Annotated in this window: 20 protein-coding genes; 13 read left to right on the forward strand and 7 right to left on the reverse strand. The window is 39.2% G+C overall.

The annotated features are described in order from the left end of the window. Positions 1-39 precede the first annotated feature (39 nt). A complete protein-coding gene (locus H6F42_RS22150) occupies positions 40-1,383 on the forward strand; it encodes a peptidoglycan-binding protein (RefSeq protein ID WP_190400107.1) in 1,344 nt (447 codons plus the stop codon). Between the two features lie 110 nt (positions 1,384-1,493). Here the strand turns inward: H6F42_RS22150 and H6F42_RS14680 are convergent, their stop codons facing one another. Both H6F42_RS14680 and H6F42_RS14685 read right to left on the reverse strand, forming a co-directional pair. After that, a complete protein-coding gene (locus H6F42_RS14680) occupies positions 1,494-2,072 on the reverse strand; it encodes a Sua5/YciO/YrdC/YwlC family protein (protein WP_190400108.1) in 579 nt (192 codons plus the stop codon). Positions 2,073-2,320: 248 nt separating this feature from the next. After that, positions 2,321-2,905 carry a DUF2854 domain-containing protein gene (locus H6F42_RS14685; protein ID WP_190400109.1) on the reverse strand — a complete coding sequence of 195 codons (585 nt, stop codon included), beginning with the start codon at positions 2,903-2,905 and terminating at the stop codon, positions 2,321-2,323. A 297-nt stretch (positions 2,906-3,202) separates the two neighbouring features. Here H6F42_RS14685 and rpoD point away from each other — a divergent pair, with 297 nt between their 5' ends. The 10 genes from rpoD to H6F42_RS14735 all read left to right on the forward strand — a co-directional run bounded on the left by rpoD (position 3,203) and on the right by H6F42_RS14735 (position 10,185). After that, entirely contained in the window at positions 3,203-4,390 is a 1,188-nt protein-coding gene (gene rpoD / locus H6F42_RS14690; protein WP_190400110.1) for an RNA polymerase sigma factor RpoD, read from the forward strand. Between the two features lie 92 nt (positions 4,391-4,482). Beyond that, positions 4,483-4,587, forward strand: a complete 105-nt coding sequence (locus H6F42_RS21940) for a DUF29 family protein (protein WP_347272316.1) — start codon at positions 4,483-4,485, stop codon at positions 4,585-4,587. Positions 4,588-4,759: 172 nt separating this feature from the next. After that, positions 4,760-5,371, forward strand: coding sequence for a DUF3782 domain-containing protein (locus H6F42_RS14700; protein WP_190400111.1), 612 nt, complete (start codon positions 4,760-4,762; stop codon positions 5,369-5,371). A gap of 124 nt (positions 5,372-5,495) precedes the next feature. Beyond that, a complete protein-coding gene (rpmH, locus tag H6F42_RS14705) occupies positions 5,496-5,636 on the forward strand; it encodes a 50S ribosomal protein L34 (RefSeq protein WP_009626678.1) in 141 nt (46 codons plus the stop codon). 62 nt (positions 5,637-5,698) lie between these two features. Beyond that, positions 5,699-6,049: a ribonuclease P protein component gene (gene rnpA / locus H6F42_RS14710; protein WP_190400112.1), complete on the forward strand. Its 351-nt coding sequence runs from the start codon at positions 5,699-5,701 to the stop codon at positions 6,047-6,049. Then, positions 6,039-6,437 carry a PH domain-containing protein gene (locus H6F42_RS14715; protein WP_190400113.1) on the forward strand — a complete coding sequence of 133 codons (399 nt, stop codon included), beginning with the start codon at positions 6,039-6,041 and terminating at the stop codon, positions 6,435-6,437. The genes rnpA and H6F42_RS14715 overlap by 11 nt, the downstream gene beginning before the upstream one ends. Positions 6,438-6,538: 101 nt before the next feature. Then, positions 6,539-7,849 (forward strand): membrane protein insertase YidC, encoded by a 1,311-nt coding sequence (gene yidC / locus H6F42_RS14720; RefSeq protein ID WP_190400114.1) that lies wholly within the window; start codon positions 6,539-6,541, stop codon positions 7,847-7,849. A 152-nt stretch (positions 7,850-8,001) separates the two neighbouring features. Then, positions 8,002-8,508 (forward strand): R3H domain-containing nucleic acid-binding protein, encoded by a 507-nt coding sequence (locus tag H6F42_RS14725; RefSeq protein ID WP_190400115.1) that lies wholly within the window; start codon positions 8,002-8,004, stop codon positions 8,506-8,508. A 15-nt stretch (positions 8,509-8,523) separates the two neighbouring features. Next, entirely contained in the window at positions 8,524-9,024 is a 501-nt protein-coding gene (locus H6F42_RS14730) for a YceD family protein (protein ID WP_190400116.1), read from the forward strand. A 30-nt stretch (positions 9,025-9,054) separates the two neighbouring features. Then, positions 9,055-10,185 carry a glycosyltransferase family 4 protein gene (locus tag H6F42_RS14735; RefSeq protein ID WP_190400117.1) on the forward strand — a complete coding sequence of 377 codons (1,131 nt, stop codon included), beginning with the start codon at positions 9,055-9,057 and terminating at the stop codon, positions 10,183-10,185. On the opposite strand, the gene H6F42_RS14740 is transcribed toward H6F42_RS14735, so the two are convergent. Beyond that, entirely contained in the window at positions 10,174-11,190 is a 1,017-nt protein-coding gene (locus H6F42_RS14740; RefSeq protein ID WP_190400118.1) for an AEC family transporter, read from the reverse strand. The genes H6F42_RS14735 and H6F42_RS14740 overlap by 12 nt on opposite strands. Positions 11,191-11,850: 660 nt before the next feature. Between H6F42_RS14740 and H6F42_RS14745 the strand changes: the two genes are divergently transcribed. After that, a complete protein-coding gene (locus tag H6F42_RS14745) occupies positions 11,851-14,232 on the forward strand; it encodes a HAMP domain-containing protein (RefSeq protein WP_190400119.1) in 2,382 nt (793 codons plus the stop codon). Positions 14,233-14,307: 75 nt separating this feature from the next. On the opposite strand, the gene H6F42_RS14750 is transcribed toward H6F42_RS14745, so the two are convergent. Together H6F42_RS14750 and pds are read right to left on the reverse strand one after the other, a co-directional pair. Then, positions 14,308-15,195: a phytoene synthase gene (locus H6F42_RS14750; protein WP_190400213.1), complete on the reverse strand. Its 888-nt coding sequence runs from the start codon at positions 15,193-15,195 to the stop codon at positions 14,308-14,310. 4 nt (positions 15,196-15,199) lie between these two features. After that, positions 15,200-16,663: a 15-cis-phytoene desaturase gene (gene pds / locus H6F42_RS14755; protein ID WP_190400120.1), complete on the reverse strand. Its 1,464-nt coding sequence runs from the start codon at positions 16,661-16,663 to the stop codon at positions 15,200-15,202. Positions 16,664-16,818: 155 nt separating this feature from the next. Here pds and menA point away from each other — a divergent pair, with 155 nt between their 5' ends. Continuing rightward, complete coding sequence (gene menA / locus H6F42_RS14760) at positions 16,819-17,733, forward strand: 2-carboxy-1,4-naphthoquinone phytyltransferase (protein ID WP_190400121.1); 915 nt, start codon at positions 16,819-16,821, stop codon at positions 17,731-17,733. Positions 17,734-17,770: 37 nt separating this feature from the next. On the opposite strand, the gene H6F42_RS14765 is transcribed toward menA, so the two are convergent. Further along, positions 17,771-18,886 (reverse strand): glycosyltransferase family 4 protein, encoded by a 1,116-nt coding sequence (locus H6F42_RS14765; protein ID WP_190400122.1) that lies wholly within the window; start codon positions 18,884-18,886, stop codon positions 17,771-17,773. Positions 18,887-19,110: 224 nt separating this feature from the next. Continuing rightward, positions 19,111-19,932: a glycosyltransferase family 2 protein gene (locus H6F42_RS14770; RefSeq protein WP_347272313.1), complete on the reverse strand. Its 822-nt coding sequence runs from the start codon at positions 19,930-19,932 to the stop codon at positions 19,111-19,113. Positions 19,933-20,424 lie beyond the last annotated feature (492 nt).

The following is a 20,424-nucleotide window of genomic DNA, read 5'->3' on the forward strand; positions in this document are numbered from 1 at the left end:
CCTTTCTCGAACTATTAATTTGAAAAAATTGGGCTAATTATGGACGCAATATTAAAACAAGGTAGCAAAGGTAATGCTGTAGCAGAATTGCAGCAACTTCTTCAAGCCAAAGGATTTTATAGTGGCAAGATTGATGGTGATTTTGGTACGGGTACTGCTAATGCTGTGCTCAAGTTTCAAAAAGCAAATGGTTTAACTGCTGATGGCATCGTGGGAAATGCTAGCTGGACATTACTGCGGGGGAGTCAATCACCGTCGGCTGCTACGTCTTTGCCAACGTTATTATCTGGTTCTAAAGGGCAAGCTGTAGCTCAGGCTCAACAACTTCTCAAGGCAAAGGGCTATTACCAAGGTCGCATTGATGGGGATTTTGGAGCAGGCACAAGGGAGGCGATCGCTAACTTTCAACGTGCTAATGGGTTAACCGTCGATGGCAAGGTTGGCAACCAAACATGGCAAAAATTGCAAGCCCCCGCGATTCCCAATGCTACGCCTCCCCAAGCCACAAATCCCACCGAGATCGTGATTGAGCCTCCCACCGCATCGCCAACACCTGCGCCAGTAGCGACACCAACACCCTCGACATCTGCCCCCCCTATATCTTCAATTTTTGTTCCCACACCATCACCATCTACTCCCCCAAACCCTTCTCCCCCTTCAACGGCTACACCTGCTTCCCCAAGCGTTACCCCCACTCCTCCTGAAACTTCTCCTACAACTTCAATTCCAGTAGGAGCAATCAGTTTAATTAGTGCTGCAAATAGCTATGCTCGCGCCAAATTACCCAATCAAACTCTGGCTATAAATAATCTACAAGCTAATATTCCTGCGGAAATTTTGCCACAATTTTTTGAGCGCTGGCAAACTGCGTCAGGACAGGTTCCCTCGTCTTTAGCTGATGCCTTTAGTAGCTACAATGCGGCTCAAATGACAAATCAAAATCTGGCTTTGCAATGGCTACAAGGAAATTTATTACCTCAAGCGATCGAGACCTTCCGTCAAGATTGGTCAAGGCTAAATACAAGTACTGAATTTGGTACGCCCTTTACACCACCATCATCGACTCCTGCTAGCCCCCCCATTAATAATCTTCAGTTAATTAGTCTGAGTGGAGCCGTCAAAGTTTATAGTCGCGCCAAATTTCCCAATCAGGTAACTGCTTTAGAAAATTTACAGCGATCGCTCTCTGATGTCATACTTCAGCAATTTTTTCAACGTTGGGCTTTAGCCTCACAGCAGTCTACGCTTCCTATTTCCTTAGTTGACATCTTTGAAAATTACGAAGACTATAACTTCCCCGATCAGCTAACAGCTTTGCAGTGGTTAGAAAAACAGCTAACCGTAACGCAAATCGAGCAGTTCTCGCGAGATTGGCAATCCTAAAAGAGAAAGGGACACAAAGTGTCCCTTTCTCTTTTAGATAACTTAGATGGCAAAACGTCCCAAGTTTTTAATACAAAGAACAAAATGGCTTAGCCATTTTGTTCTTTGTATTAAAAACTAATTGCTCCTTGACGACGCACTAGCCAACCTTCTGGCTTCCATTCCACAACCGTTGAAGGCAAACCGCTTCCTGTGGTCTCAGCAATATCAATAACATCACCTAATGTCCATACACTAGGAAAACTGGTAGATATTTCTAGCATTTTCCTTAATGGTGGCTCATTACTCTTATTGGCACTAGTCGTTAACATCGCCCCCGTTTGCTGCAAAATCGCGATCGCCATTTTGTTATCAGGAATCCTTACCCCCAGAGTTGTAAAACCTTGATTTAATGTACAACCGCGATCACTGGCAGGCAAAACTAACGTTATCGCCCCCGGAAAATATTTATGGGCTGTCTGTTCCCACTTAGGCAAGTCAGAATTAGCCCTATCAATAAAAGGTAGTAACTCTTGCCAACTAGCCGCCATCAAAATTAGGGGCTTATCGGGCGATCGCTGCTTGAGAGTAAAAATATCACCACTGCGATCGGGGCGAACCGCTAAGGCAGGTACTGTGTCCGTAGGAAAACTGACTAATTTTCCTGATCTTGCACCTGCAATTAAAGCTGATAAACAAACTAAACCCACTGATTTTACTTATTCCTCACTTTATAGCTGTTGTTATACCAATTTTCGCAAGCGTGACAACACTTTCGAGAATTAAAAACCAAATCCAGTAAGGGTTTTAAATTAAAAAATGGCGCAGCCGTTTATTAATTTGGTATTACTTGTATTAAGACATAAAAGGCAAGGATATAAAGATGGCGCTTCCCGTTATCTTCATATTCTTGCCTTTTGCTTTTGTTTAAATTAAAGGTTCCGCCAGTGACAAAGCCCTAACTACTTACAGCTAGAGGTTGCTGGGAAATTAATCGTAGATCAAATTCTTTATTTTCTAATTCCTTAACGATCGCGACAATTCCAGGACCAAAGAAGCGCGTCAATTTTTCCTGTTTTTGTAGCCAAATCTCAGCCCCCATTAAAGGAGATTTAAATCTCAGAACTAGGCTATAAGCACCTCTAGTCTCTTCGTCTTGAGAAATTTCTTCATATATACCGATCAAAACAGGACGTTCTTCATCGGTAGGACTCATACCCAATTTTTCTAACACTTCATCTAGATGAGCTTTGATGCCATAGCGATATCTAGTTAAGTCGCGTCGAAGTTGTTTTTGGGTAGGCGTTTCTTGTTGATTGCGTAAAGCAATAACTTCGGGAGTCTCGGCAACAATGATCGGCGATGGTAAAACCTCCGATGATTTAAAGGCAAATCCACCTAACAAAATAGGAAACCCATAGAAAAAACCTATCAAATTGAGGGTAGAGTTGCCCTTGGAATAAGCCCAAAACCCAACCAAGAAAAGAACTCCGCCAACAAACAAACCAACCGAAGCAAGAGATATCTTATTAAGCTTAAGCATAATCAAAATTTAATAATACTTAACAAATGTATCTGTTTTTTAACGCAATATAGCGATCGCTTTCTAGCAAAATTCTTTCAAAAGAGGGCATACCATCGCTAGACTATTAAATGTATATCTTAAGGATTACCCTACTAACTCCAAAAGTAAGAATAGAGAAAACACCTTATTAAGACTGTGTTTTCATAATTCTGAGTAGCCCTAACCACCATTTTTGTGTTTAGCAAGCTACAATCATCTAGGTGTAATTCCCCGTAGACAATAAGTTTAAGACAGTACGGATCTGAGGAATCTGGCATGAGCAAAGTAGCCATCGACCTACCTATTGATATCAAGTTGCCAGCGAGCAAACTTGATAGAAATCTTGAAGAAATTGAAGAAGACCTTGAAGATATTGACGATGAAATCGAACTCGAAAAGGACGACTTAATTGATGACTCAGATGAAGACCCTGATCTCGAAGATGACCCTGATAAAACTGGCAAAGCAAGGGGGACAAAAAAGAGAGCTAGTCAGACTAAGAAAAAACATTTTACTGAGGACTCAATCCGCCTCTATCTCCAAGAAATTGGTCGAATTCGCCTACTCAGAGCCGATGAAGAAATTGAGCTAGCCAGAAAGATTGCCGATCTCTTAGAACTAGAGCTAAAGCGCGAAGAACTTGCTAATGAAGTCGATTGCCATCCCGACGATGTGCGTGAGCCCGATTGGGCGGTCAAGATGGGTATGCCCCTAGGCGAATTTCGGAAGCGTCTCCACTCTGGTCGTCGAGCCAAAGACAAAATGGTGCAGTCGAACCTACGTCTCGTAGTATCGATCGCCAAAAAGTACATGAATCGTGGCTTGTCCTTCCAAGACTTAATCCAAGAGGGTAGTTTAGGCTTGATCCGTGCTGCCGAGAAGTTCGACCATGAAAAGGGTTACAAGTTCTCGACCTACGCGACATGGTGGATTCGTCAAGCAATTACCCGTGCGATCGCTGATCAATCCCGTACGATTCGCCTACCAGTCCACCTTTACGAAACCATTTCGCGCATTAAGAAAACAACTAAATTGCTTTCTCAAGAAATGGGACGTAAGCCAACTGAGGAAGAGATTGCCACTCGCATGGAGATGACGATCGAAAAGCTCCGCTTTATCGCCAAATCTGCCCAGTTGCCAATCTCCCTAGAAACTCCTATCGGTAAGGAAGAAGACTCTCGCCTCGGTGACTTCATCGAGTCCGAAGGCGAAACTCCTGACGATCAAGTTGCTAAGAGTCTCCTGCGTGAAGATCTCGAAAGCGTACTAGGAACCCTCAGCCCCAGAGAGCGCGATGTTTTGCGCCTACGCTACGGCTTAGACGATGGACGCATGAAAACCCTTGAAGAGATCGGTCAAATCTTCAACGTCACTCGCGAACGTATCCGTCAAATCGAAGCTAAGGCTCTCCGCAAGTTGCGCCATCCTAACCGTAATAGCGTTTTAAAAGAGTACATTCGCTAATTTGTTGAGTGTCTGCTATGACTCAAGCCTTACCTAAACCTTCTAAAACCTCTCTATAAGATCGCGATCTTCATCTTTGGTTAGAATCGGCGATCGCCCAGTTAAAAGCTGGTGATTTTCATAATCTTGATATTGAAAATTTAGTGGAGGAGTTAGAAGGTTTGTCTGGTAGGGATAGACGGGAAAGCAAAGATTGACTACGCTAATCGAGCCTTTGCTAAAGCGTTGCTATGCAAAAAGTGAATATGACTATGCAGGGTAGGGGGAGACTATTGATAGAACTCGCAATGCACTTAGGGATATTCTTAAGCAGTCACCAAGCTTAAAAAATTACGCTATTAGTCAAGACCTAAGAGCTAGTCAAGACTTATGAGTAGTCCTGTAACCATTGAAGACATTTATAAACTATTTCAAAGATCTCAAGAAGAAGCCGATCGCCGTTTTGCTGAGAATGATCGCCGTGCCGCAGAATCCAAAGCGGAACTTGAGAGACTTATTGCCGACCGTGAAAAAAGCTTAGTCAAATTAGAGCGCACAGTTGAACGTACTAGCAAAGCCGTTGATGCTCTAACCACTAGATGGGGACGTTTTGTTGAAGAACTAGTTGAACCTGCGGTTTTAAGACTTTTTCAAGAAAAAGGCATCGATGTTAAAGAGGTATATCCGCGTGCGCGAACCAAGCGACAAGGTGCGGCAATGGAGATAGACATTTTAGCCATTGATGACACTGAGTTGGTATTGGTAGAGTGCAAATCTCGACTTTCCAAAGATGATGTTGATGAATTTATTGAAAAACTAAATCGTTTCAAGATGTCTTTTCCCCATTACAAATCCTATCAAGCTTATGGGGCAGTGGCAGGCATAGAAATTAATGATGGTATAGATCGCTATGCCTATCGGCAAGGTTTATTTGTAATTAAGCCATCGGGTGACAGTGTGGCGATCGCCAATGATGAAGATTTTAAGCCATCCTGTTGGTAGAAAAAGCTGAAAATAAGTTCCTAGAGTGTCTTATAAAACTATACAGACGCTAAACATAAGTGTTATAGTTAAAAGCCTGTGAAAAAAAGACACCCTTTGAAACTAAATTAAGTAAGTAACGGTTATGACAAAACGTACTCTACGCGGTAGTGTCCGCAAAAAGAAACGCACCTCTGGATTTCGCGCCAGAATGGAATCCCCCACAGGTAGACGAGTAATTAAAGCTCGTCGTAGTAGAGGTCGAGTACGTCTAACAACCGTTTAGACTACTATCAGAATTAAACTTTCAACCTAGTCGTACTTAAATTTGTACTTGTTAATTTTCTAGTGCTACCCAATCAAAACCGTCTGCGACGGCGTGAGGACTTTGCAAAGGTATATGCCAAAGGCGATCGCTACAGAGGCACTTACTTAAACTTGAAAGTTCTTTTTGATAGTAATGTGGCAACATCCCAGATTGGCATAGTTGTCAGCAAAAAAGTCAGCAAGTTGGCGGTAACCCGTAATCGATTTAAGCGCCAACTTCGCGCCATTTTTCGACAACTTCTGTCACAATTGAAAAATGGATTGCAAATTGTTGTAACAGTAACTACTGTTCAAAGCAAACCAAGTTATCAAGAAATTTGGGACGATCTAACTAAGTTACTAACGAAGGCGAAGGTTTTGCATGGCAGTTAATGAGGAAGTTTATTACGAAGGCGCACCCCATGTTGGCGATCTAATAATTAGCTTGCTGATGAGTATTTTTGTGATCACAATTCCTTTTGGTATTGCAGCGATCGCCAGAGCGCTATGGGTACGTTATCGCATTACCAATCGTCGTATCACCGTTACAGGTGGATGGCGCAGTCAGACCCGTACTGACATTGTATATGCGGAAATCGCTAAAATTGTCACGGTTCCTCGTGGTTTAGGCAGTTGGGGCGACATGGTATTAACTCTTAAAGATGGTTCTCGCCTTGAACTAAAATCTCTCCCTAAATTTCGCGAAACATACGAATATATCGAATCGAAGCTAACCCTCAAAGCCCAAGAAGTTAGTGGTGCTATTGGCGGTAGAGCCTAAATTAATTCAAGGATCGCTCTCAAAATCAAAAAACAGAGCGATCCTAATTTTCATGAGTGATTAGTTATCATTCGGATGCAAACCCAACAGTAAAGTAGAAAATGGATTTCGGTGTAGGTTTTCTTTCCAACAACATAATGTTGCCTTTCCTAGATTTTTTTTACGGCATCGTGCCGAGCTATGGACTGGCAATTATTGCATTAACGTTAGTAGTGCGTTTTGCGTTGTTTCCTGTGAGTGCTAATCAGCTTCGCAGTATGCGCCGCATGAAAATTGCTAACCCCGTAATGCAGCAAAGAATTAAAGAAGTTCAAGAACGTTACAAGAGTGATCCTGCTAAGCAGCAAGAAGAGCTAGCAAAGGTTAACTCGGCTAACTTCAAAGAATTTGGTAATCCTTTGTCTGGATGTTTGCCTGCACTGGTGCAATTGCCAATTCTGTTTGCTTTGTTTGCCACCCTAAGGGGATCGCCTTTCGCGGACATTAATTATTCGCTCAATTTCCAAATTTCCCCTACAGAAAATCAAGCGCAAATCACTCATCAGGCTTTTACATCACCTAGCCAAAATGTATACTTTGCCGATCGCGTACATTACCCTGTTTTAGCCACCTCATTAAATGGCACAAGCTTAGCGGTGGGTGAGCAATCAAAAATAATTTTGCAAACCTCTCAAGGTAAAGACTTTAAAGCTCTAGCTACCGAATATCCCGATATAGATCTAGCTCCTACATGGAAAATCACTAAGGGGCAAGAGTTTGCGGAAATTCTAGAAGATGGTACGGTAATTGCCAAGCAAGTGGGTGAAGTTACAGTTCAAGCCACTGTTCCCGGATTAGCATCCAATAAAGGCTTCCTATTTATCAAAGCTCTTGGTAAGACTGGTGTAACTAATGCAGACGGCAGCATCAACTGGGATATTGTCATCATGGTATTGGGCTTTGGCATCAGCTTATATGCTAACCAGTCAATATCTAGTGGATCTACACCCAAAAACGATAGCCCTACTCCTGAAGCTTCGCAACAGGACACCATGAACAAACTTACCCCCATTATTTTTTCTGGGATGTTTTTGTTCTTCCCCTTGCCTTCAGGTGTAATGCTCTATATGTTAATTGCCAACATTTTCCAAACCTTACAGGCTTTTATCGTTGCTAAAGAGCCTTTACCCGAAAACTTACAAAAGCTAGTTACAGTTTCGGCTAATGCTGCTGGATCTACAAAAGCTCAGCCTAAATCCGACTCCAAGGCGATCGCCTCCAGCAAGAGCGAAACCACGAAAATCCCCTTTGATGCCAAGTCAAACAAAGCAACCGTAGTTGATGACAAGGACAAGAATAGTAACGCCCCCACAAAGTCAGCTTTACCTTTTGAACCTAATAATAATTCTTCTAAGAAAAAGAAGAAAAATTAGTATCTGCGATTCAAATTCATAAACAGGATGAAAACGCTGTAGTGAATAGGAAAAACAAACAGTAACTTTTTCAATTCTCAAAATGGCTTTGCCATTTTGAGAATTTGTTTAAGATTATTCAGTAAAAATTTTAATAAAATATTTATAAATTTATGGAAGATGCTGCAATAAGCGGAAATTGGCTTCAAGAAGTTTTGAGATTGATGGGATATAACACTTCAGTTGAAGTCCTTACCTTAGAAGCATCTCCCGAAACTAGCTCTAATAATTATTGGCTAGAAATAAAAACTGATAACTTGCAAGAGTCGCAAATTCAAAGATTAACTGGTGAAGATGGCACTTCTTTGGATGCACTTCAGTATTTAGCTAATACTCATCTAAATCGGCATTTTTCTCAAGATGCGAGCCAACAGCACACCCATAATTTCTATACAATTGAATTAAATGGTTATCGCTCTAAGCGTTTAACTGAGTTGAATTCTTTAGCCGAAAATGCTGTTCAACAGGTTCGAGAAAACCAGAATGAATTTGTAATGAAGCATTTGTCGGCCGCCGATCGCCGATATATTCACCAGCTTTTAGAAAGCTTTCCTGACATTGAAACCCATAGTCAAGGTAGAGAGCCAAATCGTCATTTAATAGTTAAATTCAATAGTTAAAGTGGTGTAGTTCTGATGGAAAAGTTATACATACCCCAAATTGCCAGAGCCGTTGAAGCAACTGAATCCTTTGAGTTTAAAGAATTTATCGAAGGTTTAGAAACCTTAACTCCCGTCCAAGGAATCATCAGTATTCGCCACGTAGGCTCATTTATCGAAGTTAGTGCCAAAGCCTCAACAATTATGACTTTGACCTGCGATCGCACCTTAGTGCAATTTAACTATAGACTAGCGATCAATACCTCGGAAATGATCTGGCTAGCTGAGCCGTTACCCGAAGGCGAATATCCCAAGGAACGCGAAGTCGAAACAGGAGATTTAGTAGAATCTCTCTCGCCCAATGGATATTTTGATCCCGCAGCATGGCTATACGAACAACTTGTGCTAGCCATCCCCTATCCGAAAATAGCCCCTGATGCTCCTGCTTTAGACCTAAGCGAATCTCCTCAGACAAACCTAGAGACATCAGTAGATAAACGCTGGGCTGTGCTAAGCTCTTTGCAGCTATCGGAATAGCATCAAGCTTAGAAAGTAAAGCTTAAAAAAATGAAAATCTTACTCACCATCCACCATGAGTTAAATCCTAATTTGGGCGCACCAGGTGTTACATGGCGATTGGGGCAAGAGTACTTAAAACTAGGGCATGAGGTTTCTTTCTTTTCCTTTGACGATCTCCCTTCCTTTTTGCCACCCCTCGTCAAGAGCATATTATTTCCAGAATTTGTTGCCCAAAAAGTAGCCTCTTTGGTAAATCTAGGAAAGATCGATGTAGTTGACGCATCCACAGGTGATGGATGGCTTTGGGGTAAATTAAGCAAAAGCTTTCATAAAAAAACACCTCTTTTAGTAACCCGTAGTCATGGACTAGAACATACGGTTCATTTGCAATTACTAGAAGAAGTTAAGCGGGGAAACATGAAAATAAGTTGGAAATATCCAATTTATCATGGGGGATTTCACCTGCGGGAAGTCTCAAGCTCTATGCGTCTTGCTGACTTAGTGCTTTTACTTAACAAACACGATTTAGAGTATTCCGTTAACGAATTAAAAGTCAAACGAGAAAATACATTTATTGTCAAAAATGGAATTTTAGACAATCTTTTGAATTTGCCATTACCGCCTGACTTAAAGGATGACAAATTTCGGATAGCCCTCATTGGTAGTTATATTCCTCGCAAAGGCACGCATTACAGCGTCCCAGCATTGCAGAAAATTTTACGGGACTACCCAAATGTTGAGGTCACTTTTTTAGGAAGCATGATCGAGAAGGAGCAAATTCTCACCGATTTTGATCACGATTTAGGCGATCGCATTCATGTAATTCCCAGATATCAAAATGGGGATCTAGCATCATTACTATTGGGTCATGCCATTCATCTTTTTCCATCTCTATCAGAAGGATTTGGCTTAGCTGTGGTTGAGGCTATGGCATGTGGATTAGTACCTATAGTTACTGACATCCCAGGTCCAACGGAAATAGTTACCCATGATTTTGACTCTATTATCATTCCGCCTAGAGATAGTTTAGCGATCAAGGAAGCACTTAGAAAATTAATAACCAATCAAGAGTATTTATCTAAATTAAGACTTAATGCTTATCAGACCGCTCAAAAATATTCATGGACAAACATCGCCAAAGATAATTTCAGATTATACGAAGAAGCTTTATCTAGATAAAACAGCCCAAATAGGTACAGTAAAGGCTAATAAAACGAAACCAATTGAATGAGCCGAAATATTAAAGTTTTTAGATAAGTTAGATTGTTTATAAATTTCTTTACTTAATAATAAAGGGGGCATGGCTACTTGAAGCAATATTATAATTGTGGGAAAACTAGTAATATTTAATAATAGGAATAATGCAGATATTACCAAAGGAGTAATTAACATTTTAACTAATAAAATTGTAAAAGATTGATTCCAATTCAATTTAGATTTAGAAAATGAAAGTTGTGCGCCGATCGCTATTAGATTTATACATATAATCAAATATCGGACTTGATTGATAGATCCTTCTAGTTTATCAAGGGGCATAAAAATATTAACAAGATAACCTATTAATAAAGCCCAAAATATTTGATTTCTAAAAATTGACTTTATAGGGGTAGTTAAGGATTCAAAGTCTAATTTTTCATTATGAAACCTATAAGAAATCATTAAAAGAAAATAGGAAACTAAAGTGCTATTAAACAAGCTGAATATTACACCCCAAGTAAAATACTGCGTTTGCGTTGAATCTAAAACCAGTAAAATTATTGGAAAAGCTATATAACTTGTATTACCAATAACTCCATTTATAATAAGAGATGCTTGGGTTTCACTATTTTTAGGTGTGATTAGAGAACTTAGGCGAGGAGAAGTGTGGGTTATAAAATTAAAATTTTGATTAACTTTATTGGTATTAGATAATAAATGAATTCGCTCATTTATACATCCCAAGTCAATTATTATGTAAACGAATATAGTACTTATAACAATAGCAGTGATAGCAATAAATGGAATAGTCCAAAAATCACTTAAAATATTATTTCTATAGGAAGTAAATACAAGCGTTGGAGTTGCAATCCAAACTGCAAATTGATATGTATAGTTTGAGAAATATATTGGAAATAGTGTCTTTAAAATATAACCAATTGTAGGAAATCCAATAAGAGTTGCATAGAATAAAAATAGATCGTTCATAATCAACTCATTTTCAAGTCAATAGTATTGCAGAACTTTAAGCTTTTTTAAAATCTAGGATTTTTTAAAATTCATCTAGACTAAACAAAATCTAAATAGAGTGGAAGTGGTGAAGTTATATCTAGCTAACTAGCCCATAAGTGTTCCCTAAAAAGGAACCGCAAGCTTTTATCAAATTATTAGGTTTATAGTTCCATCACAATAGGAGAGCGGGTAAGTTTAAATTTGACAGTAACACATGTCAGATTTAAAAATATCCGTCAAATAGCTATTACTAATCTCTAGTAATTAATTTATGATCTGCAAAACTTATCCCCCCGCTCCGAGAAAATAATCGCTCCCAATATATAGCCACCCTAAAGGAGTCAGAAGAAACAAAATCTTATAACAAGGGGCTTAAGCCTTTTGCCTTTCTCACAAATAAAATAAGATTGCTCTATCGAACAATAGTTAACATGAAACTACATTTAAAATACTTATTTAGGCATAAGCTTTTTGTCCTACTTCCTTCGCTATAAAAGGTAAATTTTATAAAGTTAAAAGTCAAAAATATAAAATCGATAGCAGAGTGTTAAGACTAATAAATGCGATCGATGATATTAAGTTATTATCTAAAAAATCCATCTAAAAATATTGAAATAAATTTGAATGAGATAACCAATGAAATACTTATATAAAAGAATTAGCAAAAGTATCAACAAGAGTTTTTTGTTTAAAATCGTCTTGTCTTTTTTACTGCTTTCTGAACTAACAGGTATATTTATCGTTTATCTTAATAAAATCGGATATAGTGATAACCTCAAAAAATCCGCCTTAAATCAATCTCTATCTTTAAAATCAGAAAGAGAGGCAAGTTTATATAAGTGGATTTTAGAAAATCAAAATGAATCTTCTACTGTCAGTAACTCTAATAACTTTAGGCAAAAACTGGTTAGTTTAACTAAATCAAAAAATGACAATCTAGACTATGCCAAAACTATTAAAGATATAAAGGATATTTTAGATTCAAATATTATTAAAAGCTCAAAGATAGACTCTATATATGTAATAGACAGCTTAGGCAAAGTCATAGTGTCAGCAGAAAATGAGTTAGACACTAAGCGTAAAGAAGATGGCAAAACTAGAATTGACTCTTTTGATAATCCTCTAAACACAAGTAAATCAATCAAAGAATCTGAACAGCAATTGTATAGAAAAAGCTCCAGAGATAATTCTAGGGTTAATTATTTTTATGTGTCATTTAAAGATAATCGACCAATTATTGTTTTTGTGAATCCTATATTTGATGAGTTGGGAAATCGAGCGGCTAATGTATTGATAAATGTCAAAATAGAGGAGATTAATAAAATTTTAGCCATTCCTTCTAACGTTAATTTAAAAGCGGAGGCTTACTTAATTGGGCAGCTAAATAATAAGCCTATTGTAGTTGCTGGAGATTTAAGTGAATTTCAAGAGAACAATGAAACTCTTAATAGTCTAGGAATCGATAATGCTCTGAAAGGACAAAGTGGTAGTAGCAATTATAAAAACTACGGAGCTAGTGAAGTAATAGGTAGCTATGGTTGGATTAAAGATTTGAATGTGGCTTTAATAGTAGAACTTAATCAGCAAGTTGCTTTATCGCCAGCTAATCGATTATTTCGTGATATGTCTTTAATTGTCACAGGCTTAGTCATATTAATGACTGCTATTTGTTATGCAATTATCAGATATCGTTTTCAGTCAATAGTGGAGATTACGGATGTTGCTGTGGCGATCGCCGATGGCAACCTAGAAGCAAGATTTCCTAATAGTCAAAAAGATGAAATTGGCGCTTTAGCGATCGCATTTAACCATATGCTTGATCGATTAAAGACTCTTAATCAGGAAGTGGTAGAGTCTGGTGAGTCGGTTTCTCAGCAAATTAATCAATCATCGGAAATTCTTCAACATTTTATTGAGCATACGGGTGAAGGTTTTGCGCTATTAGATGGTAACGATTTAGTTTTACAAATTAATTCTAATCTTGCGGAGATTCTGTCCATATCTATTGCTGATGCTATGGGCGCATCCTATAAGGATGTATTTCCGATAGAGATAGCTAACTTGATTTCGTCAATGCGAGCCCAAAAGCAAAATATCTATCTATCTGAATTTTCGATCCCTTATCAAAGTACCTATAAAGCCGTAGTATCTAACATCCCTCACAGGAATAACCAAGAGCAATCACATTCTTTAGGCACTATTATTGTTGTTTCTGAGTTGGATAAACAGGGTGTAAAGACATCTTTCTTGGAAAAAGATATTTTAGCTACCAGACTAGATTCCAACATTTCAAAAGAAGTTTCTATAAAGATTCGTACTCCAATTACTTCATTACTAGGATTTTTAAAGTTAACTCATAAAAAATTTCAAGATTCTGTATTTGCTAATTTACCCTCGATGGACTCTAAAACACAGCGTACCATTAGGCAAATTAGCAGTAATTTTGAGATCATGATCTCTGAAGGAACACAGGTTGCTAGATCTATTGGAGAAATGTTTCCTGAAGAAGGTAAAAATGGCTTAGATACTGAATCTAATCAAAATACAAATCAATTTCTAATATCGGAGCTATTAAATCAAGTCAAGCAAGAAACTGAGACGATATTTCAAAAAAACAATAGCAAACTTATTGTAAATGTAGACAATGATTCAAGCTTAGTAGAAGGAAATCATGAAGAGATTTTATATATTTTGATTAGTTTATTTAATAGAGTTGCGAGTTTTAACGAGTTCCGTTTGGCGATTTGTCACTCTAGGCTAGTTGATAGGCAAGTAGTAATCACTATTGGCAAAGTTAATTCTTCACTATCTCCAGAACATTTGTTATCCATCGTGAGTAATTTGTATATTTTAATTGGTAAAAATAGCCAGACCAAAGAACTTACAAAAGGAATGGGTTTAACAGCTTTACAGAAGATTCTGCAAAGATATAGCGGTAATATATCTGTGGAATGGTTTACCAGTAATCGCGACCGCTATAGATTTTATGTAGTAACGTTACCCGTAAAAGTTAATTAAAAAATCAAAAAAGAGAGTTGCACCGCAACTCTCTTTTTTGATGACTGTCATCTATGGGAGGACAAAATCCATAAATTAGGATGTTTGGGCTTTAAGCCATGCCCAAGGTAGAGCTAGCATTTTTTTAGGTGCTGGAACAAAAGCTCTTTGCATAAATACTTCGTAATGATTATTTTCGATCGCCTTTAAAATATTGCGATACAAAATTAAGGACGACCACACTGGCCATCGGGCATCGCGGCAGAGCGCCGAAATGCCATCCTCAGCATGTTGATAAAATTCTCGCGCCCTTTGGATTTGGAAACGCATTAACTCAGTCCAGCGATCGTCAACCACACCATTTAATAAATCTTTTTCGGTATAGTCGAAATAATGTAGATCCTCAAGGGGTAAATAAATGCGTCCTCTCTGAGCATCTTCACCAATATCTCGCAAAATATTAGTTAATTGCATGGCAATACCTAAGGCGATCGCCGCTTCAGTGGCAGTACTAATTACCGAAGGATCTTTCGTCTCAAAGCCCATGATTGCCGCCGACATTAAGCCCACTGTACCCGCGACCCGATAGCAATATAAATGCAGATCTTCAAAGGTCTGGTAGCGGTCATACTTGAGATCCATTCGCATTCCCGAAATCATGTCTTTGAATGGCTGGATCGGCATGGGGTAATGCTTGACAGTATCCGCTAAGGCAATATCTGAAGCATGGATGGGATCACCACGAAACGTCGCTTCTAACTGTTTTTCCCAGTTAAAAAGCGTTTCAGCATCGGTGCTTTCCGCCTGCATACCGTCTACAAGCTCATCAGTACGCCGACACCAAGCATAAATCGCCCAAACTGCTCGCCGTTTGGCTTCGGACATCAGCATCGTGCCAAGATAAAATGTCTTGGCATACTTTGCCGTGATGCAACGACAAATCTCGTAGGCTTCCTCCAGACTGACTGGCTGACGCATTCCCATCGGCTTAGGCACTGACGACAGATGGATTTGACTGGTTTTGGTTAGAGGTTCGACCAAGGACTTTACTTCCAGAAGATTGACTTGCTTTTAGATTTGCGCTTTGACTTGCGTTATGGATTTCCTGTGCTGTTAGCTTACCAGAAAGTACCGCCCCTTCCATACTGCCAAAAAAGGGCTGAGCTGTATAGCTACCTGATAAAAAGAAATTAGCGATCGGCGTGGCTTGCTGCGGACGGAATTGCTCACGGTTAGGAGTTGCGGTATAAATTGAGTGCGGAGTCTTGACTACGTGGGACTTGAGGACTTTAGCAGGGCTGGGGAGATGCTGGGGAAATAGCTTAGCAAGTTCATTGAGGGTTGCTTCTACTATGTCACTATTGGGGCGATCAATCCAATCGGCAGCAGGGGCAAATACTAGCTCTAGCATCGATTTGTCAGGGTTCGCATATTCTTTGCAGGAATTACTCATATCTGAGTAAACACTAAGCAGGGGCGATCGCGAAAATAGGGTGTGATCAATATCCGTGAGCTTGCGATCGAACCAAAGCTGCACACTAATTACGGGTACGCCTTCGAGATGATCTAGCTGTTTAAAATAGGGTAAACCTTGCCAAGTTGTAGGAATATAATTTTTAAATGCGTCCACTGACATCGCCGAAACGTAAGCATCGGCAAAGATTTCGCGACTGGGGGAACCGTCTGTGCCTTGGATGATTAACTTTTCGACATTGCCATCTTGATCAGTGACGATTTCCTTAAGGGCAACACCTGTATAAACTTCACCACCTCTTGCCACTACATAATCAACGATGGGCTGACAGAGACGTTCAGGAGGTGCGCCATCTAGATAAGCAATCTTCGAGCCGTCTTTTTGTTGAAGAAATTTGTTGAGGGCGCGGAGGGGAATTGTTGCGGAAATGACATCGGGATCGATAAATTTGAGCGATTTGCAAACGGCAATAAAAATATCGGTGGTAATGTCCTTACCGATCCCACGCATTTCTAGCCATTCCTCGAAGGTGTATTTGTCCATCGAGACAACATAGTCATCGCCACGCACGATTGCAGGAATTAGCCCGATCGCAAACCGAATCTTTTGATTCCAAGTGAGCATATCGTTGTTGCGAAGAATCGAGACAATAATATTAAAGGGGGAGGGGATATCAGGTACATCAAACCATGACAGCACTCCCGGCTTTTCAGGTTGATTAAAAATTAAAGCATGGCGTTTCCATTGCAGGCGATCGAGGATTTCTAGCTCGCCCATAAGTTGCAACATATTCGGATAAGCGCCAAAAAAGTTGTGTAGCCCAGTTTCGATCCAGTCGCCATCAGCATCTTTCCACGCAGCGACTAGACCACCAAGAACGTTACTGCGCTCTAGCAAAATCGGCTCATGCCCCATGTCTACTAAATACTTGGCACAGGATAGTCCTGCTAACCCTCCTCCAGCGATCGCCACGCGCATATTGCTCTAGTACCTGTACGTTTATTTTTTTATTACTAATCTCCATCTTACTTTGCAAAGCTTAATAATTTACTAATTTTTATCACCAAAAATCTAAGATGATTGCGTTTTGGGTTTAAGTTTAAGATGGCGCTCTCAAGTTAATTTTATTCAGTATGGTAAAAAGCCTCATTGATTCTCCTGAGCTATCTTCCAAGACATCTCGTAAGCTATGGATGGCGGCGATTAAGTTACCAATGTATAGTGTGGCGATCGTGCCGATTGCTACAGGGACGGCGATCGCCTATCGGGATACTGGGGCAATTAACTGGAGTATTTTCTTTACGTTTTTGATTTCCGCCATTTTGATTTTGGTCTGGGAAAATCTCTGCAATGATGTATTTGATGCGGAGACAGGGATTGATGTCAATAAGGCGCACTCGGTGGTCAATCTCACAGGCAAGAAAAATGTAATCTTTGCGATCGCCAATATTTGCTTACTGGCGGGGATTAGTGGCGTATTGGCGATTTCATGGCTACAGCAGGACTTTGTAGTAGTCAGCGCGATCGCCATTTGTTGCTTTCTAGGCTATATCTACCAAGGACCACCTTTTCGACTGGGCTATCAAGGATTAGGGGAAATTTTATGCTTTTTTGCCTTTGGTCCTTTAGGAGTTTCGGCAGCCTATTATAGTCAAGCCAAATCTTGGTCAATTGGATCGATATCCGCCGCCATCATTGTCGGAATCATCACCAGTTTGATTTTGTTCTGTTCCCATTTCAATCAAGTTGCCGATGATCTGGCGGCAGGGAAAAAATCCCCTGTAGTTCGCCTCGGAACCAAACGATCCGCTCAGCTTTTACCTTGGCTTTGTGGGGTGATTTATGCAATTACGATCGCGGCGATCGCTTGTAACTTTTTCCCTATCTGGACAGCGATCGTGTTAGTCAGCTTACCGATCGCATGGAAGCTATGTACCTTCATTAACGAGAATCATGATCAAGCTGATTTATTACTAAATTGTCGATTTATTGCAGTGGGGTTACATTTCGTAGTTGGCTCATGCTTAAGCATTAGTTTGATTTTCTAGAAAACCAAAGATGCATATTCGACCATTGCACTGCTACTCATCTTTTTTGAGTTTTATTGAATCTTGCAATCTCGCGATCGTAAATTTTTTGTAATCTACTTGCATGAACAGCTAAGGTAAATTCCTCATGAAACCAAGCATTTCCCTGCAAGCCTAAAGTTCTTGCCTTTTCAAAATTAGTAGATAGATCGTTGATCGCATCGGCTAAACCCTTAATATGATTTGGCTTGACCAAAATCCCTGTCTCGCGATCGCGTACATGCTCAGGAATACCACCGACCGCACTTGTAATAATCGGGCGATACCTCGCGTAAGCCTCTAAGGTGATTAAACCCGCAGGCTCTGGCCAAACACTCGGAAACACAACCGCAAAGCTTTGACGATATAACTCTTCCAGCCTTTCACCATCACACCAACCATGCCAAGTCACGCGATGCTCTAGCTTTAATCGTTTAGCTAGGTTTTGCACCCTCTCCAAATCCCAACCATCACCCGCAACATCCAAATGAATACTGGGATTAACTTTCATCATACTTTTCAAAAGCCAATCTAGCCCCTTCTCTGGCACAATGCGACCCGCAAACAAAATATGCTGCTGTCCATGAACCTCTTCAGTAAGAGGCTCATGTTTTGATAGGGGAGTCATAATGCCACAGCGCAAAGTAACCACTTGTTCTGGCGAAACCCCATTAAAAATTAGTTGCGATCGCACATAATCACTATTAGCAATTACAGTTATTCCCAATCTCTGAATTGCTTCTAGAGCCGTATAAGCCCGACGAAAATCATAGGAAATTTGCTTAAGTCGGCGACTACCGCAGCCATCGACAATATGCCCCCACGTACACCCAAGTTTAGACATTATGCGATCGCATCCCTTCCCTTGTAATGGCAGATATTTAGACCCGCTAGGACAGTAAGGATGGTGATTATGCAAAGTATAGACAGCAGGACATTGATTACAAAGTTTATCTAATAGCTCTCCTTCATGTACATGAAGAAGAACATATGTAGTTTGGTCAACACTATCAAAAGACGTAATCAAATCACTAGCATACATATCTGGTAAAGAAGATATTAGTCCATCTATGTATGATTTAACCCCTCCACCTGAAAATGCCAGATAAGCAGCACAATGCCAAATTTTATTCATTGTCACATTCTCAAGAAATATTGACTTCTATAAATCGCAGTCAAATGTAAAACTAGTTCTAATTCAAATAGAAACTAAAAAGAAAGCCAGAAGTTAATTTAATGTTTTTGATCAAACAAGTTTATGATTCACTTGACTGAGAAATCCTACTTATAAACTCTATATCAAACTATAATAAGACGACTTATTTAAAAATTTTCTATACCAAGTAGCAGACCTAAATTTTAAATTCTGCGCAAATTTAATTTCCAAAGAATATATTTTAATTTTGCTTTTATTTCTAGTAGAGAAATTTTAATGCGTAAATGAATAGGTAGACTATTACGATAACCCTTCAATAAATTAATTACTCTATTGTGATTTTCTCCTCTCTGCACGTCTTCAAAGGTTTTTGAGTTTGGGATGTATCTGTAGTTGCCAAAGTCTTCATCCACGTAAAGAGAATTTGCAGATTTAACAGCTCTTAAAATAAAATCTAGGTCTAATACATAATCTTCATCGACTTTATAAAGACCTATATCTTTATGAAGAGAAGTGTGATAAAAATATGCGGCTGGATTTGTTGGTAGCTGTATATCGTAGTTGATATACATAGATGTCAGTAAGTCAAAATAGTTCAAGTTATCTGGCTTATTGACAGCATAGATCTTTCCTTCTTGGTCCCACATATTACAGTTTCCAACCAATAAAGTTGGTTCGGGCAAAGATTGAAATAATTCTAACACTCTATTTAAAACATTCGGACTGTAGTAATCATCAACATTTAAAAAAGATAAAATCTCACCTTTAGCCATCGCTATCCCCTTATTCATGGCATCAGATTGTCCTTGATCTTTTTCCGAAATCCAGCGAATATGGTCATACTTATCGGCATATTCTTTAATGATATCTACAGTCTTATCCGTAGAGTTCCCATCCACGATTATATGCTCAACTTGATTGCAGTCTTGTTCAATTACGTTCAAGATACAGTCTTTGATAAATTTCTCGCCGTTATATACTGGTGTAACTACGCTAATCATTTTTTCCTTAATCGTTAGTTTCACAATCTCTATTAAGTTTAAAACTTAGATTTTAATTTAGCATTATTTATGAATATCTTCATCAATTCTTTTGATAAAAATTGATGAAGATACAGCAAAAAACATTGTACTTATCCCTATGATTTTTTGCCAAAAAAACTTAAGTAATGCTCTTAGAGCCAGAGTTTATCCAAACTCAGCAATTATACAGAGTAAAGAAGATACATTTTGGAAAATGCTTTAATCTCTGACAATATCTGATTTATTTATAAAAAAACGACTTAACCTTAGAGCGGTCGCTTATATTTGTGAATAATCCACGAGCAAACACAAAAGTATGCTATACAAATTATATTAAAGTTTTTAATCAAAATAAATGCACGATACGAAGATAACTTCAAAACTTATCGATCGTTTTTTTACTTCACAACTGGCAAGCATAAAACCCTAAAATCTAGTAACTAACCTCTATCTCAAAAACAAATCAAACCAAAATAGTCAGAAATGTGAGCAAGT

The sequence above is a fragment of the Pseudanabaena sp. FACHB-1998 genome, assembly GCF_014696355.1.
Classification (GTDB): Bacteria; Cyanobacteriota; Cyanobacteriia; order Pseudanabaenales; family Pseudanabaenaceae; genus Pseudanabaena.